This window comes from Rhizobium sp. BK008 (assembly GCF_014197345.1).
Lineage (GTDB): Bacteria > Pseudomonadota > Alphaproteobacteria > Rhizobiales > Rhizobiaceae > Rhizobium > Rhizobium anhuiense.
In genome coordinates, this window is sequence record NZ_JACIFK010000012.1 from 99032 (window position 1) to 114874 (window position 15843).

Consider the following 15843-nt stretch of genomic DNA (forward strand, 5'->3'; position numbering starts at 1 on the left):
CCGTCAGACCTGTTTCAGCCATGTCTCGAAGCGTGGTCCTTCGATGACCGTGCGGGCTCTCAGAAGCCGCCATTCGGCATATTTGAAGAATTCAACATGCTTGCGTGGCGAGTGGGCGGCATTGATGAAGCCCCAAAGCGCCCACATGAGATCGTCGGCCGCACCGTAGAGACGGCCGCGTGCAAGCACACCCGCATCCGGCTTTCCGGTTGCGATCTCGATCGCCAAGAGCGCGTCGCCATCGAAGGGGAGGAGTTCGGCCAGCACGGTTCCGATATCGTACGCGGGGTCCGCCTGGCGCGCCCACTCGAAATCGACCAGCCGAACTCCGTCGTCCGGCCCGACCATGACGTTCGACGAGGCGCCGTCCGCATGGCATGGGACCGTATCGACACCCGCGGCGCCGATGGCGCCGGCAATCCGCTGGACAGCAGCCGATACCGTGAATACCGGCGCTGGCAGGAGGACACCCGGTCCTTCGGCAACTTGCCGGTAGGCGGCAATGAGATCGAAAACGCTGCGTACTTCCGCAAGCGGCTGCGCTTTCTGGAAGGTGCGTTTCGCCGTCAGAAGATTTTCGAGAACCCGCGGGCGGCGAAGGACATCGGCATGGCCCCAGTCCCATTCATCATCAAGCGCCTCGAATACCAGGACGCCGCCCTCGGGATCGGCCTGGATGAGTCGCGGGGCAATGCCCAGTTCGCCCGCCTTACGGCTGGCCTCCACAACGCCGTCCAGCGCGATAAATTGGGACATGTCATCGTGGAGACGTTTGACGAAGAACCGCGGCTGATTAGCCTTGCTTGCAAAAAAGCAGAGATTTTCGACAGCGCGGTGAATGGGCGACACAACCCCGCCAATCGGAGCAGAGAGGCTCGCGCCGGAAAGGCCGACAGCTTCGAGCGCACCCTGAATTAAAACATCATCCTGCATGAAACTCTCCCTCAACGAGGTGGCGAAGCGTGGTCGTCAGCACCGTCAGACCAGCCTGCACGTCCTCCGGCTCGGTCAGTTCGTCGGGATGATGGGCAATGCCATCGACGCTCGCAATGAAGATCAGGGCGGACGGGATGCCGCCGTTTTGCAGGGCAACGGCATCATGGCCTGCGACGGAACGCATGGTCAACGGCTCGAAACCGCAAGAGCGCGCCGCCCGGTCGACAAGCGCCATCAGCCGGCCATCCATGCTGGCAGGATCTCGCAAAGTATCGGCGACGATTTCCAGCTGCGTGCCCGTATCGGCTGCCGCCTTTCGAAGCGCGGCAAGGGCGAGTTCGCCGGCTGCGTCCAGTTCGGACACGTCAGGCCCCCTGAGCTCGAACCAGACAGTCGCTCGATCGACCACAACGTTCGGCGAGTTGGGCTCGACCACGAGGCGCGCCGCCGATCGATGGAGGTGGGGATAGCTCGCCGCGACAACAGCCTCGAAGGCGGCAATCCCTCGCGCCGCGGCAAGAAGCGCATCGCGGCGATCGGCCATCGGCGTCGGGCCGGTATGCGACGCGCGCCCGATCCAGCGCACGGTCGTCTTGCGCGCCGCCCAGGTTCCTTCGACGATGCCGATGCGTCGGCCCGCTTCGAGAAGTTTCCGTCCCTGCTCGACATGCAATTCGACGTAGGCTTTGGGGGAGGGGGGAACAGTTCCTGTCCTGCCGTTGATACCTATGGCCGCGAGGGCGTCCTTGAGGGATATGCCGTCACCATCGCGCAGTTCAAGTACATCATCGAGTGCCAGTGCGCCGGAATAGACCGCGCTGCCGGTCAGGCTCGGTTGATAGCGAGCACCTTCCTCGTTTGTCCAGTTGACGACCGCGAGGTTATAGCGCGGCTTGCAACGCCCACGGAGAACCTCGGCGTGAATTTCGAGTGCCGCCTGTCCGGCGGCCAGCACACCAAGGGTGCCGTCGAAACGGCCGCCTCTCGGCTGGGTGTCGAGATGGGAGCCCGCAAAAATCCAGGGGGCGTCCTGACCGGCCCATTCGAAGCAGGCGAACTGGTTGCCAATCGCATCGTGCGCGAGCTGTATGGCTGCCTGCTCCATCCACACGGCAAAAACGCCTCGCGCCATGCCGTCCTCGGCGCTTGCCGCCAAACGTGTGACACCTACTCCAGGCTCAGCGCCGATGGCAGAGATCCGGTCGAAGATCGCATCGAAATCGTTACGCGGGATTGTCCCTGCATCAAGCATGAATAATCTCCAATTCTTCAGCCCGAACGGCGCCAAGGATATCTTCCGGCGGACGCCGGTCTGTAACGAGCGTGCCGATTTCTTCGAATGGAGCGGTGATCACATTGCCGACCCTTCCAAACTTGGAATGATCGGCCAGCATGACGCTTCGTGACGATCTTCTGATCAGGATCTGGCGAATTCGCGCCTCGTCCTCTTCATAGTCCATGAACCCATATTCCACATTGATCGCCGCTGCGCCCATAAAGACCATGTCGAAGTGAAACTGCTGGATGTAAGACAGCGTGTCGTAGCCCACCAGGTCCTGTTCGATCGGCCGCAGATTTCCGGGCGTCACGTGCACGCTCACGCCGAAATGTTGGCAGGCCGCTTGCGCGATCATCAGGGAATTCGTGTAGAGCCGCAGCTTTTTGAAGCCGATCAGCCGGCGAGCAAGCGCAAGTGTCGTCGTGCCCGTATCAAGGAAGATCACACAGTCGTCATTGATCAGGTTACGCGCCACGCCGGCGACCGCATCCTTTTCGACCGAGTTGAGCTTGATGCGCTCGGTGATCGGCGTGTCGGCCGTACGACCTGCTGGAATTGCGCCGCCATGCACGCGCCGCACGGCACCTTCTGCTTCGAGGTTCTTCAGATCGCGGCGAATGGTTTCACCCGAGACACCGAATTCGGCAGATAGCTCGACAACGCTGACGCGTTGATCACGGCCGAGGCGCTCCAGGATGATCTCCTTGCGGATCTCACTGGACATGGACCGCCTCGTCCTCGTGCCGATGCAGGCAGGCTGCGTAGTTGCCGCCCTCGGAACCCTGCAGCATCGGATCGGTCTTTTCGCAATCGGTCTGCGCGCGCGGGCAGCGCGAGCGGAACGAGCAGCCGACAGGTAGATGAATAGGGCTCGGTGGCTCGCCATCCAAGAGATATTCCGCGCCCGGGAAACGGTTTTCCTCCAACGTTGGCATGGCGCTGAGCAGCGCCCGCGTGTACGGGTGTTGGGGATGTTCGAAAAGGGTTTTATTGTCCGCCAGTTCGACGATGCGCCCAAGATACATGACCGCAACGCGGTGACAGATCCGACGGACCAGCGCCAGGTCGTGAGATATGAAAATATAGGAAAACCCGTGCGCCGCCTGAAGCCGTTTGAAGAGATCGAGAAGCTCGGCCTGCTCGACCTGGTCAAGTGCCGACAAGGTCTCGTCAAGGATTAACAGACGCGGCTTGAGCACCAGCGCCCGGGCAATGTTGATGCGCTGGCGCTGACCGGCGCTAAGGCCCACCGGCAATCGATCGGCAAGTTCCGCATGAAGACCCACTTCGCGCATGGCTTCCCGCGCGCGTTGCTCCGCATCGCGCCGGCCGACCCCGTGGATTAGAAGCGGCTCTTCGATCATGCGGATGATCGACATGCCCGCCGGTAGCGATCCGTAGGGATCCTGCAACAGCAGTTGGAACGATTTGCGCATCTCGGTCAGCGAACGAGCGGAGAGACTCGAGAGGTTTTTCCCTAGGAACGCAATGCGTCCGGCGTTCGGCTGTTCGAGCCACGCAAGCAGGCGCGTAAGCGTGGATTTGCCGCAACCGCTTTCACCGACAATGCCAAAATTTTCGCCTGCCTTGACGGTAAAGGACACGTCTCGTACGGCCTTGACTTCGTTGAATGCATTGAACGCATCGCGCCGGCGTACCCTATAGGTTCGTGTTGCATTCTCGACAGTCAGGACAGCCTCACCGTTTTTTGCTTCCGGTGCCGATACGTTCTTCCATATCGATGGAATGCGGGAAAGAAGCACGCGCGTATAGGCCTGCTGCGGATCGGCAGTAATATCGGCAGTCTTGCCCTGTTCGACGATGCGGCCGCCTTGCATAACGAGCGTTCGCTCGGCGATCTGTGACACCACGGGTAACGACGAAGAGATAAACAGGAATGCCGTATCGAGGCTTTCCCTGAGATTGTCGATGAGCCTGATAATCTGGGCAGCGACCGTAACGTCGAGCGGCTGCGTAATATTGTCCGCAATGACAAGCGATGGCTCGGAAACGAGCGCATCGACGATCATTACACGCTGCATCATGCCGCCGGAGAATTGGAAGGGTGCCTCATGGAAACGAGAGCGCGGCGAGGGAATATGCACCCGGCCAAGTAGATCGAGAACCTTTTCCTTAGCTTCCGCCTTACCGATATCAGGCCGGACAGATCGAAGCTTCTCGATGATCTGATGGCCGATTGGCAGCCGCGGATCGAGCGAGCCCATGGGGTTTGCACCAATGAAGCCAATGCGGTTCCCTCTGATCGACCTGAGCCCCCGGGCATCGAGCGAGAGGACATCTTTTCCTTCGAAGATCACCTTCCCCGAAGAGATTTCAAGTGGTGCGTGGATGGAGTTCACCATTGCGCGCGCAAGCACCGACTTGCCCGATCCGGCCTCGCCGACAAGGCCGAGGACTTCGCCTGGCTGGAGGGAAAAGCCCACATTGTCGACGATGCGCCTTTTGCTGCCATCGCGCAGGAGATCGACTGAGAGATTGGAGACAGTGAGAATTGGATCGCTCATTACGCATCCCCTCTCAGAACCGCATTGCGCGCGCGCTCCAATGCCGAACCCATCAGATTGAGGCAGGTCAGCGATATCAGCATGAACAGACCGGGCATCGTCGCGATCCACCAAGCGTTCAGCAAATACTTTCGTGAATCCGCAATCACGTTCCCGAATGTTGGTGTCGGCGGCTGAACCCCGAGACCGAGAAAGCCGAGGATCGACTCGAAGATCATCATGCGGGCGATGTCGAGAACCGCAACGAACGCGATCGGCGGGAGCACAACGGGAGCCACGAAGAGGAGCATGATTCGGAGATCGGATGCGCCGAGCACACGCTCGCCGAGAACGTAACCACGGCTGCGCTCGCCGAGAGCAACTGAACGGGCGACACGCGCATAGAGCGGCCATCCTGAAAGACCAAGCACGAGGATGATCGCAGGCACTGTTGGGCGGGACACACCAAGGATCGTGATGGCAAGAATGATCATGGGAATTGAGAGCTGAGCATCGGTCAGTCGCATGATGACCGTATCAAGCCAACCGCCACGAAAACCGGCAAGAAGACCGAGACTGCAGCCTACGATGAACATGAGGATCACGGTCGTCGCGCCGATGAACAGCGAATAACCCAGTCCGACGAGACAGCGCATGAGGACGTCCCGGCCGAGCTGATCGGTACCGAGCACGTACGGCCATTGCCAGCCTTCGGAAGGGAAGGGTGGGACGAACTTGTGGCTGTACGCCATCTTGAGCGGATCAACCGAACTGATAAATGGCAAGAGAATCGCAAGTCCAAGCAGCAATCCGAAGCCAATGAGGCCAATGCGAAAGTCGAGGCGCGCCACGGCAATCTGCAACATGCGCCGGGTCGGTGTGGTGCCCCGCTTGACGATGGTGCGCTCGCCGGCGCTCTGTTCTACGATATCGGTCATCTTAATATTCCAGTCTCGGATCGATAGTCATCGCGATAAGATCGACCAGGATGTTGATCACCACGAACATCACGGAAATGAAAATCGCGACGCCCTGTATGAGCGGAAAGTCGCGCTGTTGAACGGCATTGATCGTCAAGAGCCCCAAGCCGGGATAGTCAAAGATGAACTCGACCACCAGAACGCCGCCCAGAAGCATGCCGAGTTGTACGCCGAGCAGGTTGATCAGCGGGACCGCCGAGTTGCCAAGCACATGCGAGAAGATGGTGCGTCCACGGCTGAGCCCTCTCACCGGGGCAAGCTGAATGAAGTCCTCGCGCAACACCTGCGCAACAGAAACGGTCAGCGTACGCAGGATGAAAGGCGCAATCTCCACCGCCAGCACGATTGCCGGGAGAATGGTGTACTCGAAGCCGTTATACCCGATCGCAGGCAGTATCCTGAGTTTCACCGAGAGAAAAAGCGTCAGAACAATTCCAAGCCAGAAATTCGGCGTCGAGACGAAGATCGACCCCAATGCGAGGGCGAGTTTGTCAGGCCAGCGGCCCTGATAGAGCCCGCCGGCGAGGCCCAGTGGAACAGCAACGAGCAAGGCGATGACCAATGCGACGGCAGCGAGTTGCAGGGTCATTGGCAATGTGCCGAGAATAAGGTCGAGAACTCTCGCCCGCTCTTCCCGTGTCGGGTCGTTGTAGGCCGAACCGGCCAGGCTTGCACCGCTCTTCGGCCTGACGAACGACGTGCCGAGATCACCGGTCGCCAAATGGCCAAGATAGGATACAAATTGCAGCGGTATGGCCCGATCAAGACCAAGTTCCTTTGCCTTCATCGCCACCACCGCATCGGGGGCCATGCCGCCCACGATAAGGCGCGCGGGGTCACCCGGCACCACACGCAACAACGTGAAGATGATGAATATGACGAGAAGGATGATCAGGCTTCCCTGCAGAAGCCGTCTCAACAGGAATGATAGAAGAAACATGAACTTACCCTAGTCTGTCGGGGAAGGCGGCCGCAGCGAGGCAGCGGCCGCAGCGGTGGATCAGGCCAATGTCGCCTTATTGGCGTCCATCATACCATTCGGATAGATGTACAGACCACTTAAGCCATCACGCATGCCGTGTATGAAAACCGACGTGAAGAGAGAGAACGAAGGCGTTTTGGTCGCCAGCAACGGCATCAGCTCGGTCTGAATGACCTTCTTGCGCTCCTCGGGCTTCGAGGCGTTGCGCTCCTTATCGAGGGCAGCATCGATTTCCGGATCCTGGATGCCGCAGATGCGGTGCGTCGTCGAGTGGAAATGCGTGCGCAGCACGAGGTCCGGCTCCGGCGAACCGGTCGACCAGCCGCAGTCGATCATATGGCCAGGCCCGCCGCCGGGACGATCGTAGAGCGCGTCGCCCCAGGCCGCGACTTCCATGACGTTGAGCTTTACCGGGAAGCCCTGTTCCTGAAGCATGGCCGTGATGGCCTCGGCATATTCCTTCGTCTTCGGGTAGAAGCCCACCGATGTGATATATTCGAGTTCGGGCAGTCCTTCGCCCTTCGGGAAACCGGCTTCCGCCAAAAGCTTTTGGCACTGGTCCGGGTCGTACTTCGGATAGTTCGGGATATCGACATAGCCGAACTTGACCGGGGACACATAGCAGTTCGAGGCATGACCAGAAACGCCGAGAATATCGTCGATCACCGATCGGTCGATCGCGTGGCAGACGGCGCGACGCAGTCTCCAGTCGTTGAAGGGCGGCTTCGAGCAACGGAACCAGAGATACTTATTTTCGACCGAGATCGCCTTGTGAAGCTGGAAGCCTCCGGTCTTTTCGATCGTTTCGACCTGTTCCGCTTCAAGGCGTTCGATAAGGTCGGCTTCGCCGTTCAACAGTGCCAGTGTCCGGGTCGTCGCATCGCCGACAAAGCTGAAATTGATGCCGGGAATCGTCGGCTTGCCGAGGTAGAAATTATCGAAGGCCTCGAGGACGGTCGTGTTGCCGTCCTGTTTGACGAACTTGAATCCACCGGTGCCGTTCGGCCGGGCAGAGAGCGTCTTGGGGTCGGCAACGTCCTTTGCCGACATGATCGGCAGAAACGAGGAAAGGAACCAGAAAAGGCTTGCGGGGTAGCCGGCCTTGTCGGTTTTGACGCGCGCGACGTAATCGCTGACGACTTCGACTTCACATGGACCGGGATACCAGGCAGCCGGCCGGTCCGGGCGACTGGCATATTCGAACGTCGCCTTGACGTCTTCGGCGCTGAACGGCTTGCCGTCGTGAAACGTGACGCCTTCGCGCAGCTTGAATTCGAGCGTGTGCTCGTCGATCAGCTTCATCTCGGTCGCCAGTTCCATGACGAACTCGTCAGGTTTTTCCGGCGTCATCGGTGCGCGGGTCAGATAGCCGAACACAAAGCTTTCAAGGTTGATCTGCGCCAGCGTCGTATGAGACGAGGGGTCCCAATTGCCGGTCAGAGTTTCGGCCGAGAGAAATTTAAGAACCTTGTTTTCCGCGGCATTGGCCGGGTTGACCAGGAACTTGGTATTGAGAACAGGCATGCCGAGCGCGATGCCCGCAAGCGCCGAACTCTTTAAGAGTGATCTTCTATTGAACTCCATGACGACATCTCCACAGTTGATTTGCTGGGCGTTCCCCACCCCATCTTGTCGCCAGCAACGACAAGCGGAGGATTGTTGTTTTTGAAAAGATGGTCTTCGGCTTGCTGGCAGAACGCCATGACAAGTGCATCGGCGTGACGGCGGCCGACGACCTGCAGGCCAACGGGCAGCCCGTTGGCAGTCAGGCCGCAAGGCATCGATGCCGCCGGATTGCCGGAAAGATTGAACGGATATGTGAAGGGCGTCCAGCCCGTCCACGCGAGGACCTCCGAGGGCGACTGGAACCCTTCGGGCGCCTCCCGATCCGCCGAAAACGGCTCGACCGGGATAGTTGGCAAGAGGAGCAGGTCGATGTCTTCGAAGAGTGCGTGTACGCGACCAGCAAATTCCGCGCGCGCTTTCGCGGCCGAAAGATAATCATTGAGATTGTAGCCCGCCGAAGCTTCGACAAGGGCGCGGAAACCGCTGCCGAAATCGGACAGGTCGGACTGGGAGCCATAGGCGACGCCCCGGCCGGCAACCCAAAGGGTCTCGAAGATCCGGATCGGATCTTCCCAGTCCGGGGAAACCGAACGAACATCGATTGTGAGTGCCTGCGTGAGGGTATCGACTGCTTCGCGCACGACCCGATCGATTTCCGGCGCGACTTTGAACCCAAAGAGGCTTGGAGCAAAACCAATCCGCAGCGACTTTGTCGATCGCGTTTCGGTGTAATCGGCTTCGTCGTCCGGCAGCGCCTGATGGTCTCGCGGATCGGGCCCCTTGGCGATGTTGAACAAGAAAGCGCTATCCTTTGCCGAGACGCTCATCGGGCCAGCGTGGGACAACATCTCCGTCGCGCTCCAGGGCCATGCCGGAACGCGCCCCAGCGAGCCTTTCATGGCGAACACACCGCAGAATGCCGCCGGGATGCGCACGGAACCACCACCGTCGGACCCCAATGTGAAGGGAACCATCCGAGCCGCGAGCGCAGCACCCGAACCGGAGCTCGAACCACCACTGGTGAGCTTAGGGTCCCAGGGATTGCGTGTCGGACCATAGAATTCGGAAAAGCCGGAACCGGACCACCCCATTTCGGTGGTCGTCGTCTTGCCGATGATAATAGATCCGGCGTCAATCATCCGCTGGACGATCGGCGCCGTCGCCTTGGGAGCGAAATCCTTATAGGCATGAGATCCGCGCTGGCAGAGCTGCCCTTCGACAAAGAAGAGATCCTTGACGCCCATCGGGATACCGTGGAGAGGGCCGCGGAACCGACCTTCGGCTGCTTCGCGATCGCAGGCTCGCGCCTCGTCAAGAGCCTGTTCTTCAAACACCTGACTGAAGGCATTTACGATGGGGTTCAGCCGCGCGATGCGCGCCAGGCATTCCTTAACGAGCGCTTCGGACGTGAGCTTGCCGGAAGCGATTGCTGAGCTGAGCGAAAGAACTGAAAAATCCACGATTGTGATCTCCTTAGAATGTGGATTTATGTTGATTTATTGCGTTTGTCAACACGTCAGCGAGGGTATTTTGTGTTTCACGAGATGAAGATCGATAGCCCACCCCGAGAAGTCGGGAAGGGCAAGCACCGGTACACGCGACGGATAAATACATCTAGGAAGAGATAATACCGCGCAAAAAGGCATTACATGCAGGCATTTTCCTAGCAATTAGCAATTCCGCCAAACTCCACAGTACGAACTTTTGACCGCGCCTAGCTTCAGGCGTCACTTAGAAATTAGACAACGTTGGTTATGTTGACTTTGTGTTGCGTTTATTGTTTTTGTTGATATGATGTGGAAATCAACGGAGGGATTCATGCAGGAATATCAACTTCTGAGCCCGGCGGAGTCACCAGTTGCGATCGAAAACGCCGCTGGGTCGGGGGATATCGTTATTATCTGCGAGCATGCATCGAGAGCCATCCCTGCCAAGCTCGGCGATCTCGGTCTGGATGCAGCGGCGCTCGAAAGTCATATCGCTTGGGACCCTGGCGCGTTGGAGCTTTCGCGGTGCCTATCCGCTTCGCTCGATGCTTGCCTCTATGTCCAGCGATTTTCGCGCCTTGTGTATGACTGCAATCGCCCGCCGGAAGCCCCCTCCGCAATGATAGAGAAGAGCGAAATCTACGACGTCCCTGGCAACAAGAACATCGCGCCAACTGAGCGCCAAGCGCGTGTGGACGAAATCTACTTGCCCTTCCGAGACGGCCTTTCCTCGCTACTTTCCTCACGGGCGGCTGCAGGGCGACATTCGGTTCTGGTCACCGTCCACAGCTATACGCCGGTCTATTTCGGCAAGAAGCGCGATGTCGAAATCGGTATCTTGCACGACAGCGACAGCCGTCTGGCAGACGCAATGCTGTCAGAGGCGCAGTCTCGTCATCAAGAATTCCTGATCCTGCGGAACCAACCATACAGCCCTGTGGATGGCGTCACTCACACGCTTGTGGAGCATGCGATCGCGCGAGGCTTACCGAACGTTATGATCGAGGTCCGCAACGATCTTCTCACAGATAGCCAACGCCTGCCACAAGTCGCGGCATACCTCTCGTCACTGATCGAAGCTGCCGTTAACGCTGTTCGTCCAGAGCGCGAGAACGAAGCCATTCTGGCTTCTGCCTTGATTGCCGCCGAGGCGGCGATCAAGGCCTGACTCGAAAACCGTCCAAATCGCGGCAGGCAACTCCGCTTTCCATTCTGAGGCATCTTCATGAGCTCAACATATACATTTGACGATCTAAAACAGGATGTGGCCGAAGGCCGTATCGATACCGTTCTCACCTGTCTCGTCGACATGCAGGGACGCCTCATGGGCAAGCGCTTTCACGCCCAATTCTTCCTGGACGGTGCCTACGAAGAAACGCACAGCTGCAATTACCTGCTCGCGACGGACCTCGAAATGGAAACCGTGCCCGGCTTTAAATCCACGAGTTGGGCATCCGGTTATGGCGACTATACGATGAAGCCTGACCTTTCGACTTTGCGCAAGGTGCCCTGGCTCGAGGGCACCGCTCTGGTGCTCTGCGACGTCCTCGACCACAATACCCACGAAGAGGTGCCGCACTCGCCGCGCGCCGTCCTTAAGAAGCAGGTCAAGCGTCTTGAGGCTATGGGCCTCAAACCTTTTATGGCGACCGAACTGGAGTTCTATCTTTTCGACCAGACATTCGAAAGCGCGCAGGCGGCCGGCTACCGCGATCTTCGTCCAGCCGGAAGCTATAATGAGGACTATCACATCTTCCAGACGACCAAGGAAGAGGAGGTGATGAGGGCATTGCGGAACGGCCTACAGGGCGCCGGAATCCCGGTGGAGAATTCCAAGGGCGAGGCGTCGCCCGGCCAGGAAGAGATCAATGTCCGCTATGCCGATGCGCTTGTGATGGCCGACCGGCATGTGATTATCAAGAACGCATGCAAGGAAATCGCCTGGCAGCGCGGCAAGTCTGTCACCTTCCTTGCGAAATGGAACGGTAATTCCGCTGGCTCCTCATCGCACATCCACCAGTCGCTCTGGAGCCTGGACGGCAAAGAGCCGAAGTTCTTCGAAAAATCGGCCAAGTTTGGCATGTCTGAGCTGATGCGCAATTATGTGGCCGGGCTCCTCGCACACGCCAGTGAAACTACCTATTTCCTGGCACCTTACATCAATTCCTACAAACGCTTCGTCGCCGGTACGTTCGCCCCAACCAAGGCGATTTGGTCTAAGGATAACCGGACGGCTGGCTACAGACTGTGCGGCGAGGGCAGCAAAGGCATTCGTATCGAGTGCCGCGTCGGCGGATCTGACATTAACCCGTATCTTGGCATGGCAGCACTGATTGCAGCCGGTATCGATGGGATCGAGAACAACCTAGAGCTCGAAGCCCCCTTCGTCGGCGATGCCTATAGCGGCAAGGACATTCGTGAAATTCCGAAGACCCTGCGCGACGCTGCCAAGTCCATGTCAAACTCGAAGATGCTGCGCAGCGCGTTCGGAGACGACGTTATTGACCACTACACGCGTGCGGCGGAATGGGAGCAGGAAGAATACGATCGGCGCATCACCGACTGGGAGGTGGCTCGCGGTTTCGAGAGGGCTTAGCCCAACAGCGACCGTCGCTCCTGACGAGAGTCATTCAAATCCGAATCAAAATTCACAACTGGGAACCTGATCATGCCAATGATCCAATGCATATCGCCGGTCGACGGATCGGTTTACGCGGAGCGTCCGCCGCTGCCGCTCCAGGCTGCGAAGGAAGCCGTGGCGCGGGCGCGCAAGGCACAGAAGGCCTGGGCGAAGCGTTCGCTCGAAGACCGCATTCAGATGGTGCTGAAGGGTGTCGCGCGTCTCAACGAGATGTCCGACGTCGTCGTGCCCGAGATCGCCTGGCAGATGGGCCGTCCGATCCGCTATGGCGGCGAGTATAAGGGCTTCAACGAGCGCTCCAACTATGTCGCCTCGATCGCGGCCGATGCGCTGGGGCCTCTTGTCGTAGAGGAGAGCGAGCGGTTCGAACGTCGCATCGAGCGCGAACCACATGGCGTCGTCTTCGTCGTCGCGCCCTGGAACTATCCCTATATGACGGCGATAAACACGATCGCGCCGGCGCTGATGGCCGGCAATACGGTGGTGCTGAAACACGCCTCGCAGACGCTGCTGGTCGGCGAGCGGCTGGTACAGGCCTTCGTCGAGGCCGGCGTGCCGGAGGATGTATTCCAGAACGTGTTCCTCGATCACGAAACGACCTCGGCGCTGATTGCCGCCGGCAGCTTCAATTTCGTCAACTTCACCGGATCGGTCGAAGGCGGGCGTTCGATGGAGCGTGCCGCCGCCGGCACCTTCACCGGCCTCGGTCTTGAACTCGGCGGCAAGGATCCGGGTTACGTAATGGAGGACGCCGATCTCGAGGCGGCCGTCGATACGCTGATGGACGGCGCGACCTATAATTCCGGCCAGTGCTGCTGCGGCATCGAGCGCGTCTATGTGCACGAATCCCTCTATGACGCCTTTGTCGAGAAGTCGGTCGCCTGGGTGTCGAACTACAAGCTCGGCAATCCGCTCGATCCCGAGACTTCGCTCGGCCCAATGGCCAACAAGCGTTTCGCCAAGGTGGTGCGCGAGCAGATCGCCGATGCGGTCTCCAAGGGCGCCAAGGCGCTTGTCGACCCGAAGCTCTTTCCGCAGGATGACGGCGGCGCCTATCTCGCGCCGCAGATCCTCGTTGATGTCGACCATTCCTTGGCCTTCATGCGTGAAGAGACGTTCGGTCCGGCGGTCGGCATCATGAAGGTGAAGAACGACGAGGAAGCGCTTGCCCTGATGAACGACAGCCGCTACGGGCTGACCGCCTCGCTCTGGACGAGGGATGCCGAACGGGCAGCGCGGCTCGGCCGCGAGATCGAAACCGGCACCGTCTTCATGAACCGCGCGGACTATCTCGATCCGGCGCTCTGCTGGACCGGCGTCAAGGAGACCGGCCGCGGCGGCTCGCTGTCGATCATCGGCTTCCAGAATCTGACGCGTCCGAAATCCTACCACCTGAAGAAAGTCACAGCATGAGCAGCAGCAACATCACCGCAAACTGGAGCTATCCGACATCGGTCAAGCTCGGCCGGGGCCGCATCAAGGAGTTGCCCGACGCCTGCAAGAGCCTCGGCATGAAAAAGCCGCTGCTCGTCACCGATCGCGGCCTCGCATCGATGGCGATCACCAAGAATGCGCTCGACATTCTGGAGGACGCCGGTCTTGGCCGGGCGATCTTCGCCGAGGTCGATCCGAACCCGAACGAGAAGAACCTCGATGCCGGTGTCAGGGCGTTCCGAGACGGCGGTCATGACGGCGTCGTCGCCTTCGGCGGCGGCTCGGGCCTCGATCTCGGCAAGTGCGTCGCCTTCATGGTCGGCCAGACGCGGCCGGTGTGGGATTTCGAGGATATCGGCGACTGGTGGACGCGGGCGAGCCTCGAAGGCATCGCGCCGATCGTCGCCGTGCCGACGACGGCCGGCACCGGCTCGGAAGTCGGCCGCGCCAGCGTCATCACCAATTCCGAAACGCATGTGAAGAAGATCATCTTCCATCCGAAGTTCTTGCCCGGCGTTGTGATTTCCGATCCGGAGCTGACGGTCGGCATGCCGAAGATCATCACGGCCGGCACCGGCATGGATGCCTTCGCCCATTGCCTGGAGGCCTATTCCTCGCCCTTCTATCATCCGATGTCGGCCGGCATCGCGCTGGAAGGCATGCGGCTTGTCAAGGAGTTCCTGCCGCGCGCCTATAAGGAAGGCACCGATCTCGAAGCCCGCGCCAACATGATGGCAGCCGCCGCCATGGGCGCGGTCGCTTTCCAGAAAGGGCTCGGCGCCATTCATGCGCTGTCGCATCCGATCGGCGCGGTCTACAACACCCATCACGGCATGACCAATGCGGTTGTCATGCCGGCGGTGCTGCGCTTCAACCGCGCCGCGATCGAGGAGAAGATCGGCCGGGCTGCCGCCTATCTCGGCATTTCCGGCGGTTTCGACGGCTTCTACGACTATGTGCTGAAGCTTCGCTCCGACCTCGGCGTACCGGAAACTCTGACAGCAATGGGAATCGCCGCAGACCGCATCGACGAATTGTCGGCCATGGCAATCGAAGATCCGAGCGCCGGCGGCAACCCTGTTGTGATGACCCTCGAAAATACCAAGGCGCTGTTCAAGGACTGCTTCTGAACCAGATACGGCTTCCCCAACTGGCCCGGAAAAAACAGGTCTTTTCCGGGCCCTTTTTTAAGTTCGAACAATGACTTTCCTGACAGTCCTACCAGGGCAGGGCGATACGGCGCTCCTGGACCAGGCGGACGGAAAAACTGAGGATTTCCAAGGCATGTTGACAATTAAGCGGCTGGCGCTTGCGGATGCCAAACTGCTCATCGAAGGCGCCGCTATCAGAGCAAAGGATATCGGCGTCCCGATGTGCATTGCGGTCACTGATGAGTCCGGGCAACTGATCGCTTTCGAACGCATGGATGGTGGCAAGATAACAAGTGCGATCATCGCTCAAGACAAAGCCTACACGGCTGCTGGCGCCAAGCGCACGACTGAAAGCTACGGAACTGCCAGCCAGCCAGGTTCACCGGCCTATGGGATCAACTCGGCAATCGGTGGTCGATTGATGGTAGTTGCAGGCGGTCTGCCAGTCATTGTGGACGGCGAGGTTGTCGGTGCCATCGGACTTAGCTCAGGAACCCCGGCCCAGGATACTGAGTGTGCGCAAGCCGGCATCGAACACCTCCTAAAATGCCACAAGTGACTCACATTCCACCGATGCTGCGGTGAATAACCGACAGACGCAAACCGGTACCATCACCTGATTTCGCGGGACGAATGGCGAGGGTTGGCGACGTTGGTTTCCGCAAGACGAGATCTTTGCGGCAGGCAAGCTTCCTCGCAAGCTTCGGTGGCAAGATACTACGGTCGTGCAGGAGAGATGGCGCGTTGCGCCACGCCGAAGGAGCAACCCCCCAGGAAACTCTCAGGTAAAGAAGACTGCAGGCTCGATTACAATCTGGAGAGAGGCACGGCGTGTGTCCACCGAAGGGGACCCTCAGGAGAGGGAGAAGCTCTCAGGTAAAAA

At 59.3% G+C, this 15843-nt stretch carries 13 protein-coding genes and 1 riboswitch; of the genes, 5 read left to right on the forward strand and 8 right to left on the reverse strand.

The features are described from left to right. Positions 1 to 3: 3 nt before the first annotated feature. The 8 genes from FHT69_RS31845 to FHT69_RS31880 are packed head-to-tail and all read right to left on the reverse strand — an operon-like array spanning position 4 to position 9707. On the reverse strand, positions 4 to 933 hold the full coding sequence (locus FHT69_RS31845) for a phosphotransferase (RefSeq protein WP_183845341.1): 930 nt from the start codon (positions 931 to 933) through the stop codon (positions 4 to 6). Next, complete coding sequence (locus FHT69_RS31850; protein ID WP_183845340.1) at positions 923 to 2188, reverse strand: Zn-dependent hydrolase; 1266 nt, start codon at positions 2186 to 2188, stop codon at positions 923 to 925. The genes FHT69_RS31845 and FHT69_RS31850 overlap by 11 nt, the downstream gene beginning before the upstream one ends. After that, positions 2181 to 2939 carry a DeoR/GlpR family DNA-binding transcription regulator gene (locus tag FHT69_RS31855; RefSeq protein ID WP_183845339.1) on the reverse strand — a complete coding sequence of 253 codons (759 nt, stop codon included), beginning with the start codon at positions 2937 to 2939 and terminating at the stop codon, positions 2181 to 2183. The genes FHT69_RS31850 and FHT69_RS31855 overlap by 8 nt, the downstream gene beginning before the upstream one ends. Further along, complete coding sequence (locus FHT69_RS31860) at positions 2929 to 4740, reverse strand: ABC transporter ATP-binding protein (protein WP_246712992.1); 1812 nt, start codon at positions 4738 to 4740, stop codon at positions 2929 to 2931. The genes FHT69_RS31855 and FHT69_RS31860 overlap by 11 nt, the downstream gene beginning before the upstream one ends. Beyond that, complete coding sequence (locus tag FHT69_RS31865) at positions 4740 to 5657, reverse strand: ABC transporter permease (protein ID WP_183845337.1); 918 nt, start codon at positions 5655 to 5657, stop codon at positions 4740 to 4742. Before FHT69_RS31865 ends, FHT69_RS31860 begins: the two co-directional genes overlap by 1 nt. A gap of 1 nt (position 5658) precedes the next feature. Next, positions 5659 to 6639: an ABC transporter permease gene (locus FHT69_RS31870; protein ID WP_183845336.1), complete on the reverse strand. Its 981-nt coding sequence runs from the start codon at positions 6637 to 6639 to the stop codon at positions 5659 to 5661. 60 nt (positions 6640 to 6699) lie between these two features. Next, the gene (locus tag FHT69_RS31875; RefSeq protein WP_183845335.1) at positions 6700 to 8265 is read right to left on the reverse strand and encodes an ABC transporter substrate-binding protein; all 1566 of its coding nucleotides are present in this window, start codon (positions 8263 to 8265) and stop codon (positions 6700 to 6702) included. Continuing rightward, positions 8238 to 9707, reverse strand: a complete 1470-nt coding sequence (locus FHT69_RS31880) for an amidase (protein WP_210299130.1) — start codon at positions 9705 to 9707, stop codon at positions 8238 to 8240. Before FHT69_RS31880 ends, FHT69_RS31875 begins: the two co-directional genes overlap by 28 nt. 358 nt (positions 9708 to 10065) lie before the next feature. Here FHT69_RS31880 and FHT69_RS31885 point away from each other — a divergent pair, with 358 nt between their 5' ends. The 5 genes from FHT69_RS31885 to FHT69_RS31905 all read left to right on the forward strand — a co-directional run bounded on the left by FHT69_RS31885 (position 10066) and on the right by FHT69_RS31905 (position 15519). Beyond that, positions 10066 to 10902 (forward strand): N-formylglutamate amidohydrolase, encoded by an 837-nt coding sequence (locus FHT69_RS31885; RefSeq protein WP_183845334.1) that lies wholly within the window; start codon positions 10066 to 10068, stop codon positions 10900 to 10902. A gap of 57 nt (positions 10903 to 10959) precedes the next feature. Next, positions 10960 to 12330, forward strand: coding sequence for a glutamine synthetase family protein (locus tag FHT69_RS31890; protein ID WP_183845333.1), 1371 nt, complete (start codon positions 10960 to 10962; stop codon positions 12328 to 12330). Positions 12331 to 12402: 72 nt separating this feature from the next. Next, a complete protein-coding gene (locus tag FHT69_RS31895; RefSeq protein WP_183845332.1) occupies positions 12403 to 13788 on the forward strand; it encodes an aldehyde dehydrogenase family protein in 1386 nt (461 codons plus the stop codon). After that, on the forward strand, positions 13785 to 14939 hold the full coding sequence (locus FHT69_RS31900) for an iron-containing alcohol dehydrogenase (protein WP_183845331.1): 1155 nt from the start codon (positions 13785 to 13787) through the stop codon (positions 14937 to 14939). Before FHT69_RS31895 ends, FHT69_RS31900 begins: the two co-directional genes overlap by 4 nt. A 70-nt stretch (positions 14940 to 15009) precedes the next feature. Continuing rightward, positions 15010 to 15519, forward strand: a complete 510-nt coding sequence (locus tag FHT69_RS31905; RefSeq protein WP_312865386.1) for a heme-binding protein — start codon at positions 15010 to 15012, stop codon at positions 15517 to 15519. A gap of 159 nt (positions 15520 to 15678) precedes the next feature. Beyond that, a riboswitch (glycine riboswitch) is annotated at positions 15679 to 15768 on the forward strand. The last annotated feature ends 75 nt before the right edge of the window (positions 15769 to 15843 follow it).

Bases quoted from the DNA above. Each gene is read 5' to 3' on its own strand.
- FHT69_RS31845 (WP_183845341.1), bottom strand. From the start codon at position 933: ATGCAGGATGATGTTTTAATTCAGGGTGCGCTCGAAGCTGTCGGCCTT.
- FHT69_RS31905 (WP_312865386.1), top strand. From the start codon at position 15,010: ATGACTTTCCTGACAGTCCTACCAGGGCAGGGCGATACGGCGCTCCTG.
- FHT69_RS31875 (WP_183845335.1), bottom strand. From the start codon at position 8,265: ATGGAGTTCAATAGAAGATCACTCTTAAAGAGTTCGGCGCTTGCGGGC.
- FHT69_RS31850 (WP_183845340.1), bottom strand. From the start codon at position 2,188: ATGCTTGATGCAGGGACAATCCCGCGTAACGATTTCGATGCGATCTTC.
- FHT69_RS31885 (WP_183845334.1), top strand. From the start codon at position 10,066: ATGCAGGAATATCAACTTCTGAGCCCGGCGGAGTCACCAGTTGCGATC.
- FHT69_RS31900 (WP_183845331.1), top strand. From the start codon at position 13,785: ATGAGCAGCAGCAACATCACCGCAAACTGGAGCTATCCGACATCGGTC.
- FHT69_RS31895 (WP_183845332.1), top strand. From the start codon at position 12,403: ATGCCAATGATCCAATGCATATCGCCGGTCGACGGATCGGTTTACGCG.
- FHT69_RS31890 (WP_183845333.1), top strand. From the start codon at position 10,960: ATGAGCTCAACATATACATTTGACGATCTAAAACAGGATGTGGCCGAA.
- FHT69_RS31860 (WP_246712992.1), bottom strand. From the start codon at position 4,740: ATGAGCGATCCAATTCTCACTGTCTCCAATCTCTCAGTCGATCTCCTG.
- FHT69_RS31855 (WP_183845339.1), bottom strand. From the start codon at position 2,939: ATGTCCAGTGAGATCCGCAAGGAGATCATCCTGGAGCGCCTCGGCCGT.
- FHT69_RS31865 (WP_183845337.1), bottom strand. From the start codon at position 5,657: ATGACCGATATCGTAGAACAGAGCGCCGGCGAGCGCACCATCGTCAAG.
- FHT69_RS31870 (WP_183845336.1), bottom strand. From the start codon at position 6,639: ATGTTTCTTCTATCATTCCTGTTGAGACGGCTTCTGCAGGGAAGCCTG.